The following is a 16208-nucleotide window of genomic DNA, read 5'->3' as shown; positions in this document are numbered from 1 at the left end:
CCCGGGGTCGCCCACCAGAGATTTAGCCTGAACTAAATCTTGCTCCGTAACCGCCCGGTCACAGCCGCACATCCAGAATGTGAAAAACCTTCATGGCGGCGTACCGGCGGTACGTACTACGCTGCGGTAACCACAGCAACGGCGCGGAGGAGAAGCTGTCGATGGGCGACGTGGCGGCACGGCTGGCCGAGATAGTCGGGGACAAGAACCTGCTGACCGGCGAAGCGATCTCCGAGGACTACGCACACGACGAAGCTCTGAACGCGGAGCCGCAGAGGCCGGCGTACGTCGCGAAGCCGGCAACCGCGGAAGAAGTCGCGGAGCTGCTGAAGGCCGCGACAGAACACAACGTGCCCGTAACCGCGCGAGGCTCCGGAAGCGGGCTCTCCGGCGCCGCGCGACCGCGTGAAGACGGACTGCTGATCTCCTTCGAGCGGATGAACCAGGTCCTGGAAGTCGACACCGGGAACCACGTCGCCGTCGTCCAGCCCGGCGTCACGCTCGCCGAGCTCGACGTCAAGACCGCCGAAGCCGGACTCAGCTACACCGTCTACCCCGGTGAGCTGAGCGCGAGCGTGGGCGGGAACGTCGGCACCAACGCCGGCGGGATGCGGGCCGTCAAGTACGGCGTCACCCGCAACAACGTCCTCGGCCTGCAGGCCGTCCTGCCGACCGGCGAGATCCTCCGGACCGGTGGCAAGACGTCGAAGATCTCCACCGGCTACGACCTCACGCAGCTGATCATCGGCTCCGAGGGCACGCTCGCGCTGGCCACGGAGATCACCGTCAAGCTGCACCCGCGGCTCACCCACGGCGCCACCGTGCTCGCCCCGTTCGGCGACTTCGGCCAGGTCATGGCCGCCGTGCCGGCGATCGTCTCCAGCGGCCTCGGGCCGCACATCCTCGAGTACATCGACAACATGACGATGGCCGCCATCGTCTACAACGAGAAGCTCGAGCTCGGCGTCCCGGACAAGATCCGCGACACCAGCGAGGCCTACCTCGTGGTGGCGCTGGAGAACCGCGAGAACGGACGCCTGCACGAGGACATCGAGACGGTCGGCGAGCTGCTCGGCGAACTCGGCGCCACCGATGTCTACGTCCTCGAAGGCCCCGCCGCGCGCAAGCTGATCGAAGCACGCGAGAAGGCCTTCTGGACGGCGAAGGCGGCCGGCGCCGACGACGTGATCGACGTCGTCGTGCCGCGCACCGCGATGCCGCCGTTCATCACGAAGGCGCGCGAGCTGGCGATGGCCGCGGGCGGCGGCGCGATCGGCTGCGGGCACGCCGGCGACGGCAACGTCCACCTCGCGATCTTCTGCAAGGACGCGGACAAGCGGAAGCAGCTGCTCACCGACATCTTCGCGGACGCCATGGAACGAGGCGGCGCGATCTCCGGCGAGCACGGCCTCGGCCGCACGAAGGCGAGCTACCACCAGGCACTCGAAGACCCGGCGAAGATCGAGCTGATGCGCCGGATCAAACAGAGCTTCGACCCCGCCGGGATCCTCAACCCCGGCGTTCTCTTCCCCGAAGGAACCGCATGAGTGAGCTGAACGGCGCCCAGTCCCTGATCCGCACGCTGGTCGACGCCGGCGTCGAGGTGTGCTTCGCGAACCCCGGCACGTCGGAGATGCACTTCGTCGCCGCGCTCGACACCGTGCCCGAGATGCGGGGCGTGCTCGCGCTGTTCGAGGGGGTCGTCACCGGCGCCGCCGACGGGTACGCCCGGATCGCGGACAAGCCAGCCGCGACGCTGCTGCACCTCGGCCCCGGCCTGGGCAACGGCCTGGCGAACCTGCACAACGCGCGGCGCGCGCACACGCCGATCGTCAACGTCGTCGGCGACCACGCGACCTACCACAAGCAGTACGACGCGCCGCTGGAGTCGGACATCGAGGCCCTCGCGGGCTCGCTGGAAGGCTGGGTGCGCCGTTCGGAGCACACCAAGGACGTCGGGGCGGACGCCGCCGCCGCGGTCGCCGCTTCGCAGGACGCGCCCGGCCGCGTGGCGACGCTGATCCTGCCCGCCGACGCTTCGTGGGGTGACGGCGGCGAGACGTGCGCACCGGTGCCGCCGCGCGTGCCGCAGGCCGTCGACGCGACCACCGTCAAGGACGTCGCCGCGGTGTTCGGCACCGGCGAAACGGTGGCGCTGCTCATCGGCGGCGCCGCGTGCCGCGAGGAGGGGCTGCGCGCGGCGAGCCGGATCGGTGCCGCGACCGGCGCGAAGGTGTTCGTCGAGACGTTCCCGTCTCGTCTCGAGCGCGGCGCGGGCCTGCCGACGATCGAACGGCTCGGGTACCTCGCCGAGCAGGTCACCTACCAGCTCGACGGGGTCAAGCACCTCGTCGTCGCGGGCACGAAGGCGCCGGTGTCGTTCTTCGCCTACCCGGGCAAGCCGAGCGACCTCGTGCCCGAAGGCGCCCAGGTGCACACGCTCGCGTCCGTGGGCCAGGACGTCACACGCGCGCTGAACGAGGTCGCGGACGTCGTCGCCGCGGACACCGAGCCGGTGCTGCAGCAGCCGTCCCGGCCCGCACTGCCGTCCGGGCCGCTGACTCCGCAGAACTGGGTCGACGTCATCGGCGCGCTGCTGCCGGAGAACGCGATCATCGCCGACGAGGCCAACACGTCCGGCCTGCTGCTGCCGACGGCGACGGCCGGCGCGCCGCGGCACGACGTGCTGACGCTCACCGGCGGCGCGATCGGCTACGGCATGCCGGTGGCGACCGGCGCGGCGGTGGCGGGACGGGACCGTCCCGTCCTGAACCTGCAATCGGACGGCAGCGCGCTCTACACGATCTCCGCGCTGTGGACGCAAGCGCGGGAGAACCTGAACGTCACGACGGTGCTGCTCAACAACCGCGCGTACGCGATCCTGCGGCTGGAGCTGCAGCGCGTCGGCGCGGCGTCGGACGGCCCGAAGGCCAACGACCTGCTCGACCTCTCGCGACCGGACATGGACTTCGTGAAGATCGCGGAGGGCATGGGCGTGCCGGCGACGCGGGCGACGACCGCCGAGGAGCTCGCCGAGCAGCTGCAGCGGGCTTTCGCGGAACCGGGTCCGCACCTCATCGACGCGGCGGTGCCGCCGCTGCTCTGACCCGGCTATCCTCGCCGTCACACCTGAGCCCGGGGAGCGGCGGATGAGCGAAGACGAACACGCGAAGCGGGGCATCGACCTCGAAAGACCGAACGCGGCGCGCGTGTACGACTACATGATCGGCGGCGAACTGAACTACGCCGTCGACCGGATGTTCGCCGACCAGATCCAGCACGTGTTGCCGAACGCGCGGCACATGGCGCTGACCAACCGGGCGTGGCTGCGTCGCGCGGCGCGGTTCGCGGCGGAGCAGGGTGTCCGGCAGTTCCTCGACATCGGCTCGGGGATGCCGACGGTCGGGCACGTGCACGAGGTCGTCCAGGCGATCGACCCGGCGTCGCGCGTCGTGTACGTCGACAACGAGCCGATCGCGGTCGCGCACAGCGAGATCGTCCTGGAGGGCAACGACAACGCGGCGATGGTCCAGGCCGACGCCGAGTACCCGGACGAGGTGCTGGAGCACCCGACCACCGAGGCGATGCTCGACTTCAGCGAGCCCGTGATGGTGATCATGGCGGCGTTCGTCCACTTCATCCCGGACGAGCGCGACCCCGCGGGACTGATCGCCACCTACCGCGACGTCCTCGCGCCGGGCAGCTACCTCGCGCTGTCGTCGGGCACGTGGGAGGGGCAGGGCGAGGAGTCCCAACGCTCGGTCGCGCTGTACGAGAAGAGCGGCACACCCCTGACGCTGCGGTCGCCCGACGAGCTGCGGGCGCTGGTCAAGGGCTTCGAGATCCTGCCGCCGGGCGTGGTGTTCACGCCCGAGTGGCGTCCGGACGCGCCACTCGAAGACCCGCCGGAACAGTCCGGCGGCCTGGCACTCGTGGCGCGGCGATGACCGACGAACACGCGAAGCGCGAGATCGACTTCGACAAGCCGAACGCGGCGCGCGTGTACGACTACCTGATCGGCGGCAAGCTGAACTACGCCATCGACCGGATGTTCGCCGAGAAGATCCTGGCCGTGCGGCCGGAGTCCAAGGAGCTGGCCCTGATGAACCGGCGCTGGCTGCGCCGGGCCGTCCGGTTCGGCGCCGAGCAGGGAATCCGCCAGTTCCTGGACATCGGCTCGGGCATGCCGACTGTCGGGCACGTTCACGAGGTCGTCCAGGCGATCGACCCCGCGTCCCGGGTCGTCTACGTCGACAACGAGCCGGTCGCCGTCGCGCACAGCGAGATCGTGCTGAAGGACAACGAGAACGCCGAGATGGTGCAGGCCGACGCGGAGATCCCGGCGGACGTCCTGGAGCACGACACGACCGAGATGCTGCTGGACTTCGACCAGCCGGTCATGCTGATCATGGCCGCGTTCGTGCACTTCATCCCGGACGAGCGCGACCCCGCGGGACTGATCGCCACCTACCGCGACGCGCTCGCCCCGGGCAGCTACTTCGCGCTGTCGTCGGGCACGTTCGAGGGCCAGGGCGAGGAGGTCCGGCGCGCCGCGGAGATGTACCAGAAGAGCGGCACCAACGTCGTGGCCCGCTCGAAGGACGAGCTGCGCGCGCTGCTGGACGGCTTCGAGATCCTGCCGCCGGGGATCGTGTTCACGCCGGAATGGCGGCCGGACGACCCCGCCGACGTGGGCGAGCACCCGGAGCTGGCGAGCCAGCTCGCCCTGGTGGCGCGCAAGAACTGAGGATGTCTCACGTCGGCTATTCTCGCCGTCACCCCCGGATCTTGGAGCGGCCATGAGTGAAGACGAGTACGCGCGGCGTGGCATCGACCTCGACAAGCCGAACCCCGCGCGCGTGTACGACTACATCCTCGGTGGCCGGCTCAACTACGCCGTCGACCGGATGTTCGCCGACCAGGTGCTCGCCGCCCAGCCGAACGCGCGGGAGCGCGCGCAGCTGAACCGGCAGTGGCTGCGCCGGGCCATCCGGTTCGGGTTGGACCAGGGCATCCGGCAGTTCCTGGACATCGGCTCGGGCATGCCGACCGTCGGGCACGTTCACGAGGTCGCGCACGCGATCGACCCGACGGCGCGCGTCGTCTACGTCGACAACGAGCCGGTCGCCGTGGCGCACAGCGAGATCGTGCTGGAAGACAACGAGAACGCGGTGATGGTGCACGCCGACGCCGAGTTCCCGGACGACGTCCTGGAGCACGAGACCACCGAGATGATGCTGGACCTCGACCAGCCGGTGATGGTCGTGATGGCGCTGTTCGTGCACTTCATCCCGGACGAGCGTGATCCCGCCCGGATCGTCTCCGCCTACCGCGACGCGCTCGCGCCCGGCAGCTACCTGGCGATGTCGTCGGCGACCCCGGAGCAGCAGAGCGACGGCACCGCCCGCGCCGTCGCGATGTACCAGAAGAGCGCCAACCCGGTGACGCCCCGCACGGCCGACGAGCTGCGCGCGCTCGTCGACGGGTTCGAGATCCTCGACCCGGGCGTCGTCTTCATCCCGCAGTGGCGGCCGGACGACCCGGCCGACGTGCCGGCGAACCCGGCCGAGTGCGGCGGGCTGGCCCTGGTGGCGCGCAAGAACTAGACGGCGACCAGTTCCCGCGTCACCTTCGTCTTCGGCACCAGCCCGGCCAGCAGCACACCCGTCAGCGCGGCGAAGGCCGCCACGGCGAACGTCGCCCGGAAGCCGAACAGCGACGGCACGGTCAGGCCGCCGACCGTGATCGTCAGCTGGGCCAGCATCGCCGCCATCACCGCGCTCGAAACCGCCGTGCCGACCGAGCGCATCAGGGAGTTCAGGCCGTTCGCGGACGCCGTTTCGGTGACCGGCACCGAGCCCATGATCGACGCCGGCATCGCCGCGTACGCGATCCCGACGCCCGCGCCGATGATCACCGACGCCGTGATCAGCTCGGCCGCGTTGTCCATCAGCACGATCGCGAACAGGTACCCGACGGCGATCACGCCCGCGCCGCTCATCAGCGTCGGGCGCGGGCCGAAGCGGTTGATGAGCCGCGCCGACACCGGCGAGAGCAACATCATCACCAGGCCGTTCGGTGCGAGGGACAGCCCGGACTCCACCATCGTCTGGCCCAGCCCGTACCCGGTCGACGCCGACGCCTGCAGCAGCTGCGGGAACGACAGCGCCATGGCGTACATCGAGAACCCGACCATGATCGACGCCAGGTTCGTGAACAGCACCGGGCGGCGCGCGGACACCCGCAGGTCGACCAGCGGGTCGCGCCGCCGCAGCTGGTAGGTGCCCCAGCCGGCCAGGATGACGACAGCCGCCGCGGCGAACCCGAGCGTCGGCACGCTGGTCCAGCCCCACGTGGCGCCCTTGACCACCGGCAGCAGCAGGCAGACCAGGCCGGCGGCCAGCCCGAGCGCGCCGAAGTAGTCGAACGGCGCGGGGGTGCGCAGCGGTGACTCCGGCACGAACTTGACGATCAGCAGCGAGAAGAACAGCCCGAGGCCGGCGGCCATCCAGAAGAGCGCGTGCCAGTCGGCGTTCTCGGCGACGACGGCCGCGACCGGCAGCCCGATCGCGCCGCCCACCCCGAGCGTCGCGCTCATCAGGGAGATCGCGCCGCCGACGCGTTCGGGCGGGAGCTCGTCGCGCATGATGCTGATGCCGAGCGGGATGACGCCCATCGCGCAGCCCTGCAGCCCGCGGCCGATGATGTGGAACGCGAGCTCGCTCGTCGTGGCCGAGACGATCGAACCGGCGATGAGCAGCGCGAGGCTGACGAGGATCATCCGCCGCTTGCCGTAGAGGTCGCCGAGCCGCCCGCTGACCGGGGTGATGACGGCCGCCGCAAGCAGCGTCACGGTGACGACCCAGGACGCGTCGGCCGCCGAGGCGTTCAGCAGCCGGGGGAACACCGGGATGAGCGGCACGACCAGCGTCTGCATGAACGAGGCGACCAGCCCGCACGAGGCGAGCACCACGACGATCGCGCGATCGGACCGTCCGGGTCGGGACACCAGCAACCCCCAGTGTGTAGTTAGTACACGTCATGCAACTTCATGCACTGTACCTACGCACTGGGGGTTTTCCGCTCGATTGGTGCTCTCGTCACAACCAGCTACGGACGCCGCCGTGGCCGGAGCACGTACCTGAGCGATGCTGGCTGTAGCTGTAGGTGCCGTCCTTGCAGATCGCGGTCGCCCCGGCCGGGTTGTCGCTGGGCCGGTGGACGCAGTTGCCGGACGAGTTCACGTAGTAGTCGGCGCCGCACGCGGCCGGCTTCGGGGCGGCTTGCGCGGTGGTCTTCGGCGCCACCTTGGGCTTGGCGGCGGTCGTCTTCGGCGCTGGGGCGACGGCCTGCGCCTGCGTCGGCGCGGTCGTGACCGCCGGGGCTTCGGAAGTCGTGGGCGGCGCTTCCGTCGTGACCGGAACGGAATAGGCCGGCGCCGAAGACGTCGACGACGGCGCGTCCAGGACGCCGACGTTGCCCGTGTCCTTGACCTGCGGGGCACCGACGCCACAGCCCGCGACCAACAGGCCGGCGGCCAGGAACAACCCCAGTTTCTTTCCCACGAGAACTCCTTAGCAGCACGAACCAATGCCGCCTAGTCGCTGACCCCGGGGCGTTTGTTACGCCGCTTAGACTCGCGGATATGCGGCGTTACCTACCCGAGTTCGCGGTCACCGTCGCGGTGCTCGTCGGCTCGCTGTTCGCCGTCCTGAACGACGGCGCGAAGCCGACCCACCACGCCGCGCTCGGCTGGGTCCTGACCGCGCTCGCCTGCGCCGCGGTCTTCTTCCGCCGGAAGTACCCGCTGAGCGTCGCCGGGTTAACGCTCGTTTGCTGCGCCCTCTACTACCCGCTCACCGATCCCGACGGTCTCGTCCTGCTGGCCTTCGCCTACACGCTCTACAACGCCGCCGCGGCCGGGCGGATCCGCGGGGCCGCGCTGCTCGTCGTCGCCGCGATGGCGGGTGTCGCCGCCGGGGAAATCAGCTCGCGGAGCGGCCGGCACGTCGACAACTTCGCGTTCTTCCTGATGACCGGCTGGTTCGTCGCGCTCGTCGCCGGGGGTGCCGTCGCGCACTACCGCGCCGAGGCCGAGCGCACCAAGGAGGCCGAAGCCCGGGCGCGCGCCACCGACGAACGCCTGCGGATCGCCCGCGAGCTGCACGACGTCCTCGGTCACCATCTCTCGCTGATCAATGTCCAGGCGGGCGCCGCGCTGCACCGGCGTGATCCCGCGCAGGCCGAGGAAGCCCTCGCCACCATCAAGGACGCCAGCAAGACCGCACTCCAGGAGTTGCGCGCGACGCTCGGCATGCTCCGCCAGGCCGAGCCGAGCCTCTCCCGGGTTGCCGAGCTGGCCGAGTCGGTCGGCGCGTCCGGGCTGACCGTGCGCACCGAGATCGACGGCGTCGCCCGGGACCTGCCGCCGGATGTCGAGCACGCCGCGTTCCGCGTGGTGCAGGAGGCGCTGACTAACGTCGCGAAGCACGCCGGCGCGAAGACCGTCGTCGTACGGCTCGGCTACGGCGCCGACGCGCTGTCCGTGCAGGTCGACGACGACGGCCGCGGCGGTGACGCCCCGCCGGGCACCGGGATCCGCGGCATGGCCGAACGCGCGCGGGCGCTCGGCGGCGAGCTGACCGCGGCGCCCCGCGAGGGCGGCGGTTACCGGGTGCGCGCCCGCCTGCCGGTGCGATGATGGGCCGATGATCCGGGTCCTGCTCGTCGACGACCAGCGGCTGGTCCGTGCCGGCTTCCGGTCCATTTTGGACGGTGAGGACGACATCGACGTCGTCGCGGAAGCCGCTGACGGCCGCGAAGCCCTGCAAGCGGCGCACGACCACCGCCCGGACGTCGTGCTGATGGACATCCGGATGCCGGTGCTCGACGGCCTCGCCGCCACGCGGCACCTGCTCGAAGACCCTGCCGTACACAGTAAGGTCGTCATTCTTACAACGTTCGACCTCGACGAAGACGTCTACGGCGCCCTGCGCGCGGGCGCGAGCGGGTTCCTGGTCAAGGACACCGAGCCCGAAGAGCTGATCCACGCCGTGCGCGTGGTCGCCCGCGGCGACGCGCTGCTGGCGCCGTCGATCACGCGGCGGCTGATCTCGGAGTTCGCCGCGCGCGTCACGCGCCCGTCGGCGGCTCCGGCGCTGGACCGGCTCACCGACCGCGAACGCGAGGTGCTTTCCCTGGTCGCGGCCGGCTTGTCCAACGACGAGATCGCGCGCGAACTCACGCTCAGTCCCGCGACGGCGAAGACGCACGTCAGCCGCATCATGACGAAGACCGGCATGCGCGACCGCGCGCAGCTCGTCGTCCTCGCCTACGAGTCCGGCGCGGTGACGCCGAGGTGGCTCACCCCTAGCCGTACTCCCCCGGGTGTACGGGAATCGCCTTAAGGGACACCGCCGGGAGCACGTCAAGTGTCCTCCGCCGCTCGACGCGAAGCAGTGCCCCCGCGGCGAATCCTTGTCCCCCATGGACACCATCACTCGCCCCACCGGGGGAACGCTGGCCCGCGTGGCCGGCTGGGCGCAGCGCCACCGGTGGCTCGCCGTCGCACTCTGGGCGCTGGTCCTCATCGGCGTCACGGTCACCTCCCGCCTCACTGGCAGCGCGTTCCACGACGACAACTCGCTGCCGGGCACCGAGTCCCAGCAGGTCGTCGACCTCCTGAAGAACACCGCGCAGTCCGGCGCGAGCGCGCAGATCGTGTTCAAGGAGGACAACGGGCTCGCGACGCAGCGTGCCGCGGTCGAAAACGCTCTGGGAAATGTCCGATTGCAGCCGCACGTGCGGTCGGTGACCGGGCCGTTCGAGACGCTGTCGGCCGACGGCCGGATCGGCTACGCGACCGTCACCTTCGACGCGGCCTCGACCGACCTCCCGTACGACGACATCGTGAAGTTCGCCGACACGGCGAAGCAGGCCGGCCCCGTCGAGGTGGCGCTGGCCGGTGACCCGATCGAGCGCATCTCGGAAGGTGGTGGCCCCGCGGAAGGCGTCGGGCTGCTCGCCGCGCTGGTCATCCTCGTGTTCCTGTTCCGGTCGCTGCTCGCGGCCGGGCTGCCGGTGCTCACCGCGGTGTTCGCCGTCGGCAGCACGCTCGGCGTGATCACGGTCGTCTCGCACTACGTCGACATCGCGAGCTACACCTCGCCGCTGATGATGCTCGTCGGGTTCGGCGTCGGCGTCGACTACGCACTGCTGATCTTTTCCCGCTACCGCACCGAGATCCTCGCCGGCCACGACCGTGACACGGCCGGGCGGCGGGCGCTCGACACCGCCGGCCGCTCGGTCCTGTTCGCCGGGACGACGGTGATCATCGCGCTGCTCGGCCTGCTCGCGCTCGGGCTGGGTGGCCTGCGCGGGGTGGCGCTGGCCGTCGCGCTCACCGTGTTGATGACGATGCTCGCGTCCGTGACGCTCCTGCCCGCGTTGCTCTCGCTGTTCGGCCAGCGGCTCGAACGCGGCATCCGCAAGCACGCCGTCCGCCGTGAGCACGGCCGCCGGTGGCGACGGCTCGCCGACGGCGTCCAGCGGCGTCCGCTGGCGCCGCTCGCGATCGGCCTGGTTCTCCTCGTCGGGCTGTCCATCCCGGCCGCGGGCATGCGGCTCGGGTTCGCCGACGCGAGCACCGACCCGGCCGGCTCGACGACGCGGCAGGCGTACGACCTGCTGGCCGAGGGCTTCGGGCCGGGCTTCAGTGGACCGCTCGCGATCGTCACCGAGGACGGCGACCCCGTCGCGCTGCAGCAGAAGCTGGCCTCGACGCCCGGAGTCGCGCGCGTGTTAGCGCCGGTTAACGGTACCGTCCTCGCGTTCCCGACGACGTCACCCCAGGACGCGGCGACCGCCGAGCTGGTGACGCGCCTGCGCGCCGACGTCCTGCCGACGCTGCCGGGCCACTACCTGGTCGGCGGTTCGGTCGCGGCCGCGACGGACTTCGCCGGCGCCGTCGCCGACCGGCTGCCGCTGTTCGTGCTGGTCGTCGTCGGGCTGTCCGCGCTGCTGCTGATGGTCGTGTTCCGCTCGATCCTCATCCCGCTCAAGGCCGCGCTGCTGAACCTGCTGAGCATCGGCGCTTCGCTGGGTGTCATGACACTGGTGTTCGGCGACGGCTGGTTCGGCGCGCAGCCCGGCCCGATCGAGGCGTTCGTGCCGGTGATGATCTTCGCGATCGTGTTCGGGCTGTCGATGGACTACGAGGTGTTCCTGGTGTCGCGCATGCACGAGGAGTGGCGGCGCACCGGCGACGCGTCGCTCGCGGTACGCGAAGGTCTCGCGTCGACCGGCGGTGTGATCACCGCGGCCGGCGCGATCATGGTGCTGGTGTTCGGCGCGTTCCTGCTGGACCCGTCGCGGATGCTGGCGCAGTTCGGCCTCGGCCTGGCGGTCGCGGTGCTGCTGGACGCGTTGGTGATCCGGTGCCTGCTGGTCCCGGCGATCATGCGGCTGCTCGGAGAACGCGCGTGGTGGCTGCCGCGGTGGCTGGATCGCCGGCTACCGCACGTCGCGCTGGAGCCGCGCTCCTGAATTGCCGCCGGAGGGCACCTTCACCGCCATGAAGGTGCCCTTTACGGCATTCAGCTCCCCCAGGTGGTCGGCGTCTCGGACAGGCGGAAGTCCAGGCTTCCGCCGCGCAGGAACGAGGCGTCGACCTTCCAGTCGCGCTGCGGCTTGCCTCCACGGCGGACGTCCTGGACGTACTTTCCGCTGCCCGACGTCGTGATCCGGATCGGCGCGCCACCCGCCGGCCGGATCACCGCGCTCGGGAACAGCGGGCTCGAGAGCAGCAGGTCACCCGAACCCGGTGTCCGCGGGTAGATGCCGAGCGCGGCGAAGACGTACCAGGCGGACATCGTGCCGAGGTCGTCGTTGCCGGGCAGCCCCGACGGTCCGGTCGTGTAGACGGAGTTCACCAGCTGCCGCACGGTTTCCTGCGTTTTCCACGGCTGCCCGAGTTCGTTGTACAGCCACGGCGCGTGGATGTCGGGCTCGTTGGTCGGGTCGTACTTGAGCGGGCCGCCGCCCTTGAGCTGCCAGTTGCCGTTCGCGTCGTGGAAGAAGCCGTCGAGCCGGGTGACCGCGGCGGTTTTGCCGCCCATCGCGTCGGCGAGGCCGGAGACGTCCTGCGGGACCATCCAGGTGTAGGCGGCCGCACTGCCCTGGGCGAAGCCGCGGTCGCTCGCCGGGTCGAACGGCGTCACCCAGCCACCGTCGACGTTCCGGGCCTGCATGTACCCGGTCTCCGGGTTGAACACATTCAGCCAGTAAGCCCCTCGGGCGCGCATCTCCGCGGCTTCGCGAGTGCGGCCGAGCTGCTCCGCGAAATGTCCGATTGCGGAGTCGGCGACCGCGTCTTCCAGCGTCTCGGCCGCGCCGCCCCAGCAGTGGCAGACGTCGTTGGGCGCGTAGTACGACGTAAGGTACTGCGCGAGGTTAGGGCGCTGGCCGACGCACTGCCCGGGACAGCCGCCGTCCTGCAGCCCCTCCGGACGCGGGACCGTCGCCTGCTTGTGCAGCGAGTCGAACGCGCCGCGGTAGTCGAAGTTGCGGACGCCCATCGCGTAGAAGGTCGCGATCGTCGCCGCCGACGGGTCGCCGGTCATGACGTGCGTCGCGCCGTTGACGTGCACCCAGCGGTCCCAGACGCCGTCGTTCTGCTTCGCGTAGTTGTAGAGCGACTGCGCGAAGTTCCCGGCGACGCGCGGTTCGAGCAGCGCGAGCAGCTGGATCTGTGCGCGGTACTGGTCCCAGCCGGAGAAGTTCGAGTACTGCGCGTCCTTCCCGCGTTCGACGCGGTGGGGCTTCCGGTCCATCCCCAGGTACTGACCGTCGACGTCGCTGACGAGGTTGGGCTGCTGTAGGCCGTGGTAAAGCGCGGTCGTGAAGACGATCCGCTGGTTGGCGGTGCCGCCTTGAACATCGACGCGGCTCAGTTCGGCGTTCCAAGCCTGCTTGGTCTTGTTCGCGATGCTGTCCACAGTGGACCTGGCCGGTTGCTCGGCGCGGAGGTTGCGTTCCGCGCCTTCGAGCGAGACGTAGGAGATCGCGATCCGCAGGGTGACCTTGCTGCCGGGCGCGAAGGTGACGTAGCCGCCGGAGCCACGTCCGGCGCGGTCCTTGCCGGTCGCGTAGCCCTCGCCGCCGGTCTGGTCAGTGCCGCCGGGCTGCAGGGTCGCGTCCTTCCACGTCCCGGTGCCGGTGACGGGCCGGTCGAACTGCGCCGTGAAGTACAGGCGGTAGTAGGACTTGCGGTTGTTGACGCCGCCGTTCGCGCGACGGCCGCAGAAGGCGCCGGTGAGGACGGACCCGGTGACCTTGCCGTGCTGCGCGTCGATGTGGGTCTCGGCGTCCTCGCTGCCGTTGAGGGAGTTCGACGTCCGGAAGAGCAGGTTGGCGGGCTTGTCCGCGGGGTACTGCAGGGTGCCGATCGCGGTGCGTTCGGTGGTCGCGACATCGGTCGTCACGGCGTTGGCCAGGCCGAGACGGTACCGCCCCGGCGACGCTGCTTCGTCGGCGTGGCTGAAGTTGCTCGCGTAGACGGCGTCGGTGGTGTCGGCGGTCGGCGAGGAGGTGACGTCGCCGGCGAAGGGCAGGATGGGCACGTCACCCGCGGCGCCGGGATTGCAGCCGGCGCCGTTAACATGCGTTAACGCGAAGCCGCGGACGCGGGTGGTGTCGTACTGGTAGCCGTTGGCGGCGCCAGTGCTCGTCTGGTCCCCGCGCGTGCTGGTCGGGCTCCAGGAGAGCATGCCGAAGGGCGCGGTGGCGCCGGGATAGGTGTTCCCGTCCCCGGCCGAACCGATCAGCGGATCGACAAAGTCGGCGGGGCTCAGATCAGCGGCGGCTGACATCGTTGTCAAAGCTGAGGCGAACAAGGCGGCGGCCAGTGCCACCGTGACGGGACGGCGCATGGGCGGAGATTAACCCGCTTTGTTGGCTTCGCGGCGAACAAAAGCGGACAAACAGACGGACACGTCGAAGGCCGCCACCGGAGTGACGGCCTTCGACGTTCAGCGCTTATTCGTAGATCTCGCCCTTCGCGGCCTTCTCCACGAGCGAAGCAGGCGGCTCGAAGTGATCGCCGTACCGCGCAGCCAGTTCACGGGACCGGTCGACGAAGCCCTGTAGGCCACCCTCGTACTGGTTGATGTACTGGATGACACCACCGGTCCACGCCGGGAAGCCGATACCGAAGATGGAGCCGATGTTGGCGTCCGCCACCGACGTCAGCACGCCCTCGTCGAAGCACTTCACCGTCTCGAGCGCCTCGGCGAACAGCATCCGCTCCTTGAGGTCCTCGAACGGCACCTCCGCCGAGCCGGACTTGAACGCGTCGCGCAGCCCCGGCCACAGCCCGGTCCGCTTGCCGTCCTCGCCGTACTCGTAGAAGCCCGCGCCCGTCGAGCGGCCCTTGCGGTCGAACTCCTCGACCATCCGGTCGATGACGCCTTCCGACGCGTGTGCCTTCCACGTGCCGCCCGCGGCCTCGATCGCTTCGCGCGTCTCCTTGCGGATCTTACGCGGTAAGGTCAGCGTCAGCTCGTCCATCAGCTGCAGCGGCGGCGCCGGGTAGCCGGCCTGCGAACCCGCCTGCTCGATCGACGCCGGCTCGACGCCCTCGCCCAGCGCGGCGACGGCCTCGTTGATGAACGTCCCGATCACGCGCGAGGTGAAGAAGCCGCGGCTGTCGTTGACGACGATCGGGGTCTTCTTGATCTGCAGCGTGTAGTCGAAGACCTTCGCCAGCGTCGCCGGCGACGTCTTCTCACCGCAGATGATCTCGACCAGCGGCATCTTGTCCACCGGCGAGAAGAAGTGGATCCCGATGAAGTCCTCGGTGCGCTGCACGCCCTCGGCGAGGGTGGTGATCGGCAGCGTCGAGGTGTTGGAGCCCAGCACCGCGTCGGCGTTGACGACGCTCTCGATCTCGCCGAACACCTTGTGCTTCAGCTCGACGCTCTCGAACACGGCCTCGATGACGAAGTCGACGCCCGCGAAGTCGGCCGGGTCGGCGGTCGGCGTGATCTTCGCCAGCAGCGCGTCCGACTTCTCCTGCGTGGTCTTGCCGCGCGAAAGAGCTTTCTGCTCGAGCTTGGCCGCGTAGCCCTTGCCCTTCTCAGCCGCCTCCTGCGAGACGTCCTTGAGGACGACGTCGATGCCGGCCTTCGCCGACACGTACGCGATCGCCGCGCCCATCATGCCCGCGCCCAGCACGCCCACCTTGCGAGCGGTGTACTTCTCGAAGCCGTCCGGCCGCGAACCACCCGAGTTGATGGTCTGCAGGTCGAAGAAGAACGCCTTCGTCATGTTCTTCGAGACCTGGCCGGTGGCGAGGTGGATGAAGTAGCGCGTCTCGATGAGGATCGCGGTGTCGAAGTCGACCTGCGCGCCCTCGATCGCGGCGGCCAGGATCGCCCGCGGCGCCGGCATGTTCGCGCCCTTGATCTGCTTGCGCAGGTTCGCCGGGAACGCCGGGAGGTTGGCCGCGAAGCTCGGGTTCGACGGCGTACCGCCGGGGATCTTGTAGCCCTTGACGTCCCACGGCTGGACGCCGCCCTCGGGGTTCGCCTTGATCCACGCCTTCGCGGCGGGGACGAGTTCCTCGACGGTGTCGACGACCTCGTGCACCAGGCCCAGTTCCAGCGCCTTGCGCGGGCGGTGGCGCTGGCCCTGCAGCAGGACGTTCAGCAGCGCGCTCTGGATACCCAGCAATCGGACAGTGCGCACGACACCGCCGCCGCCGGGCAGCAGGCCCAGCGTCACCTCGGGCAGGCCGATCTGACTGCCCTTGACGTCGGCGGCGATGCGGTGGTGCGTCGCCAGCGCGATCTCGAGGCCACCGCCGAGCGCGGCGCCGTTGATCGCCGCGACGACCGGCTTGCCGAGCTGCTCGATGCGGCGCATCTGCCCCTTCATCAGGGTGCTGCCCTCGGTCAGCTCGACCGCGTTCTCCGGCTTGGCCTGGATGAGGTCGTTCAGGTCGCCACCCGCGAAGAAGGTCTTCTTCGCGGACGTGATGACGACGCCGGTGATGGAGTCCTTCTCGGCCTCCAGCCGGTCGACCGTGACACCCAGAGACTCGCGGAAGGCGGCGTTCATCGTGTTCGCCGACTGGTTCGGGTCGTCCAGGGTCAGCGTGACGATGCCGTCGGAGTCCTGCTCCCAGCGGATGGTCTTGCTCTCGGCCATTG

Annotated in this window: 12 protein-coding genes; 8 read left to right on the top strand and 4 right to left on the bottom strand. The window is 70.1% G+C overall.

Annotation, left to right across the window (positions count from 1 at the left end; all coding sequences use genetic code 11):
- Positions 1 to 161 precede the first annotated feature (161 nt).
- From AA23TX_RS03820 to AA23TX_RS03800, 5 genes are read left to right on the top strand one after another with little or no spacing between them, the layout of a single operon-like run.
- Positions 162 to 1547: an FAD-binding oxidoreductase gene (locus AA23TX_RS03820; RefSeq protein ID WP_155544235.1), complete on the top strand. Its 1386-nt coding sequence runs from the start codon at positions 162 to 164 to the stop codon at positions 1545 to 1547.
- The gene (locus tag AA23TX_RS03815; protein ID WP_155541199.1) at positions 1544 to 3106 is read left to right on the top strand and encodes an acetolactate synthase large subunit; all 1563 of its coding nucleotides are present in this window, start codon (positions 1544 to 1546) and stop codon (positions 3104 to 3106) included. The genes AA23TX_RS03820 and AA23TX_RS03815 overlap by 4 nt, the downstream gene beginning before the upstream one ends.
- 43 nt (positions 3107 to 3149) lie before the next feature.
- Positions 3150 to 3947, top strand: coding sequence for an SAM-dependent methyltransferase (locus AA23TX_RS03810; RefSeq protein WP_155541198.1), 798 nt, complete (start codon positions 3150 to 3152; stop codon positions 3945 to 3947).
- Entirely contained in the window at positions 3944 to 4747 is an 804-nt protein-coding gene (locus AA23TX_RS03805; RefSeq protein WP_155541197.1) for an SAM-dependent methyltransferase, read from the top strand. The genes AA23TX_RS03810 and AA23TX_RS03805 overlap by 4 nt, the downstream gene beginning before the upstream one ends.
- A gap of 52 nt (positions 4748 to 4799) precedes the next feature.
- The gene (locus AA23TX_RS03800) at positions 4800 to 5606 is read left to right on the top strand and encodes an SAM-dependent methyltransferase (protein ID WP_155541196.1); all 807 of its coding nucleotides are present in this window, start codon (positions 4800 to 4802) and stop codon (positions 5604 to 5606) included.
- Here AA23TX_RS03800 and AA23TX_RS03795 read toward each other — a convergent pair.
- Entirely contained in the window at positions 5603 to 7015 is a 1413-nt protein-coding gene (locus AA23TX_RS03795) for an MFS transporter (protein WP_155541195.1), read from the bottom strand. The two genes, AA23TX_RS03800 and AA23TX_RS03795, sit on opposite strands and share 4 nt — an antisense overlap.
- An 85-nt stretch (positions 7016 to 7100) precedes the next feature.
- The gene (locus AA23TX_RS03790; RefSeq protein WP_155541194.1) at positions 7101 to 7565 is read right to left on the bottom strand and encodes a DUF3761 domain-containing protein; all 465 of its coding nucleotides are present in this window, start codon (positions 7563 to 7565) and stop codon (positions 7101 to 7103) included.
- Between the two features lie 80 nt (positions 7566 to 7645).
- On the opposite strand from AA23TX_RS03790, the gene AA23TX_RS03785 reads away from it, so the two are divergent.
- The 3 genes from AA23TX_RS03785 (at position 7646) to AA23TX_RS03775 (ending at position 11544) form a co-directional block, all read left to right on the top strand.
- Complete coding sequence (locus tag AA23TX_RS03785; protein ID WP_155541193.1) at positions 7646 to 8701, top strand: sensor histidine kinase; 1056 nt, start codon at positions 7646 to 7648, stop codon at positions 8699 to 8701.
- Positions 8702 to 8708: 7 nt separating this feature from the next.
- Positions 8709 to 9407 (top strand): response regulator, encoded by a 699-nt coding sequence (locus AA23TX_RS03780; RefSeq protein WP_155541192.1) that lies wholly within the window; start codon positions 8709 to 8711, stop codon positions 9405 to 9407.
- Between the two features lie 79 nt (positions 9408 to 9486).
- Positions 9487 to 11544 carry an MMPL family transporter gene (locus AA23TX_RS03775; RefSeq protein ID WP_155541191.1) on the top strand — a complete coding sequence of 686 codons (2058 nt, stop codon included), beginning with the start codon at positions 9487 to 9489 and terminating at the stop codon, positions 11542 to 11544.
- A 50-nt stretch (positions 11545 to 11594) separates the two neighbouring features.
- On the opposite strand, the gene AA23TX_RS03770 is transcribed toward AA23TX_RS03775, so the two are convergent.
- Positions 11595 to 13928, bottom strand: a complete 2334-nt coding sequence (locus tag AA23TX_RS03770) for a GH92 family glycosyl hydrolase (protein WP_155541190.1) — start codon at positions 13926 to 13928, stop codon at positions 11595 to 11597.
- A 106-nt stretch (positions 13929 to 14034) separates the two neighbouring features.
- The gene (locus AA23TX_RS03765) at positions 14035 to 16206 is read right to left on the bottom strand and encodes a 3-hydroxyacyl-CoA dehydrogenase NAD-binding domain-containing protein (protein ID WP_155541189.1); all 2172 of its coding nucleotides are present in this window, start codon (positions 16204 to 16206) and stop codon (positions 14035 to 14037) included.
- Between the last annotated feature and the right edge of the window lie 2 nt (positions 16207 to 16208).

Origin of the sequence: Amycolatopsis camponoti (assembly GCF_902497555.1) — a bacterium.
Taxonomy (GTDB): Bacteria; Actinomycetota; Actinomycetes; order Mycobacteriales; family Pseudonocardiaceae; genus Amycolatopsis; species Amycolatopsis camponoti.
This window is presented reverse-complemented; position numbering and strand designations above follow the sequence as displayed.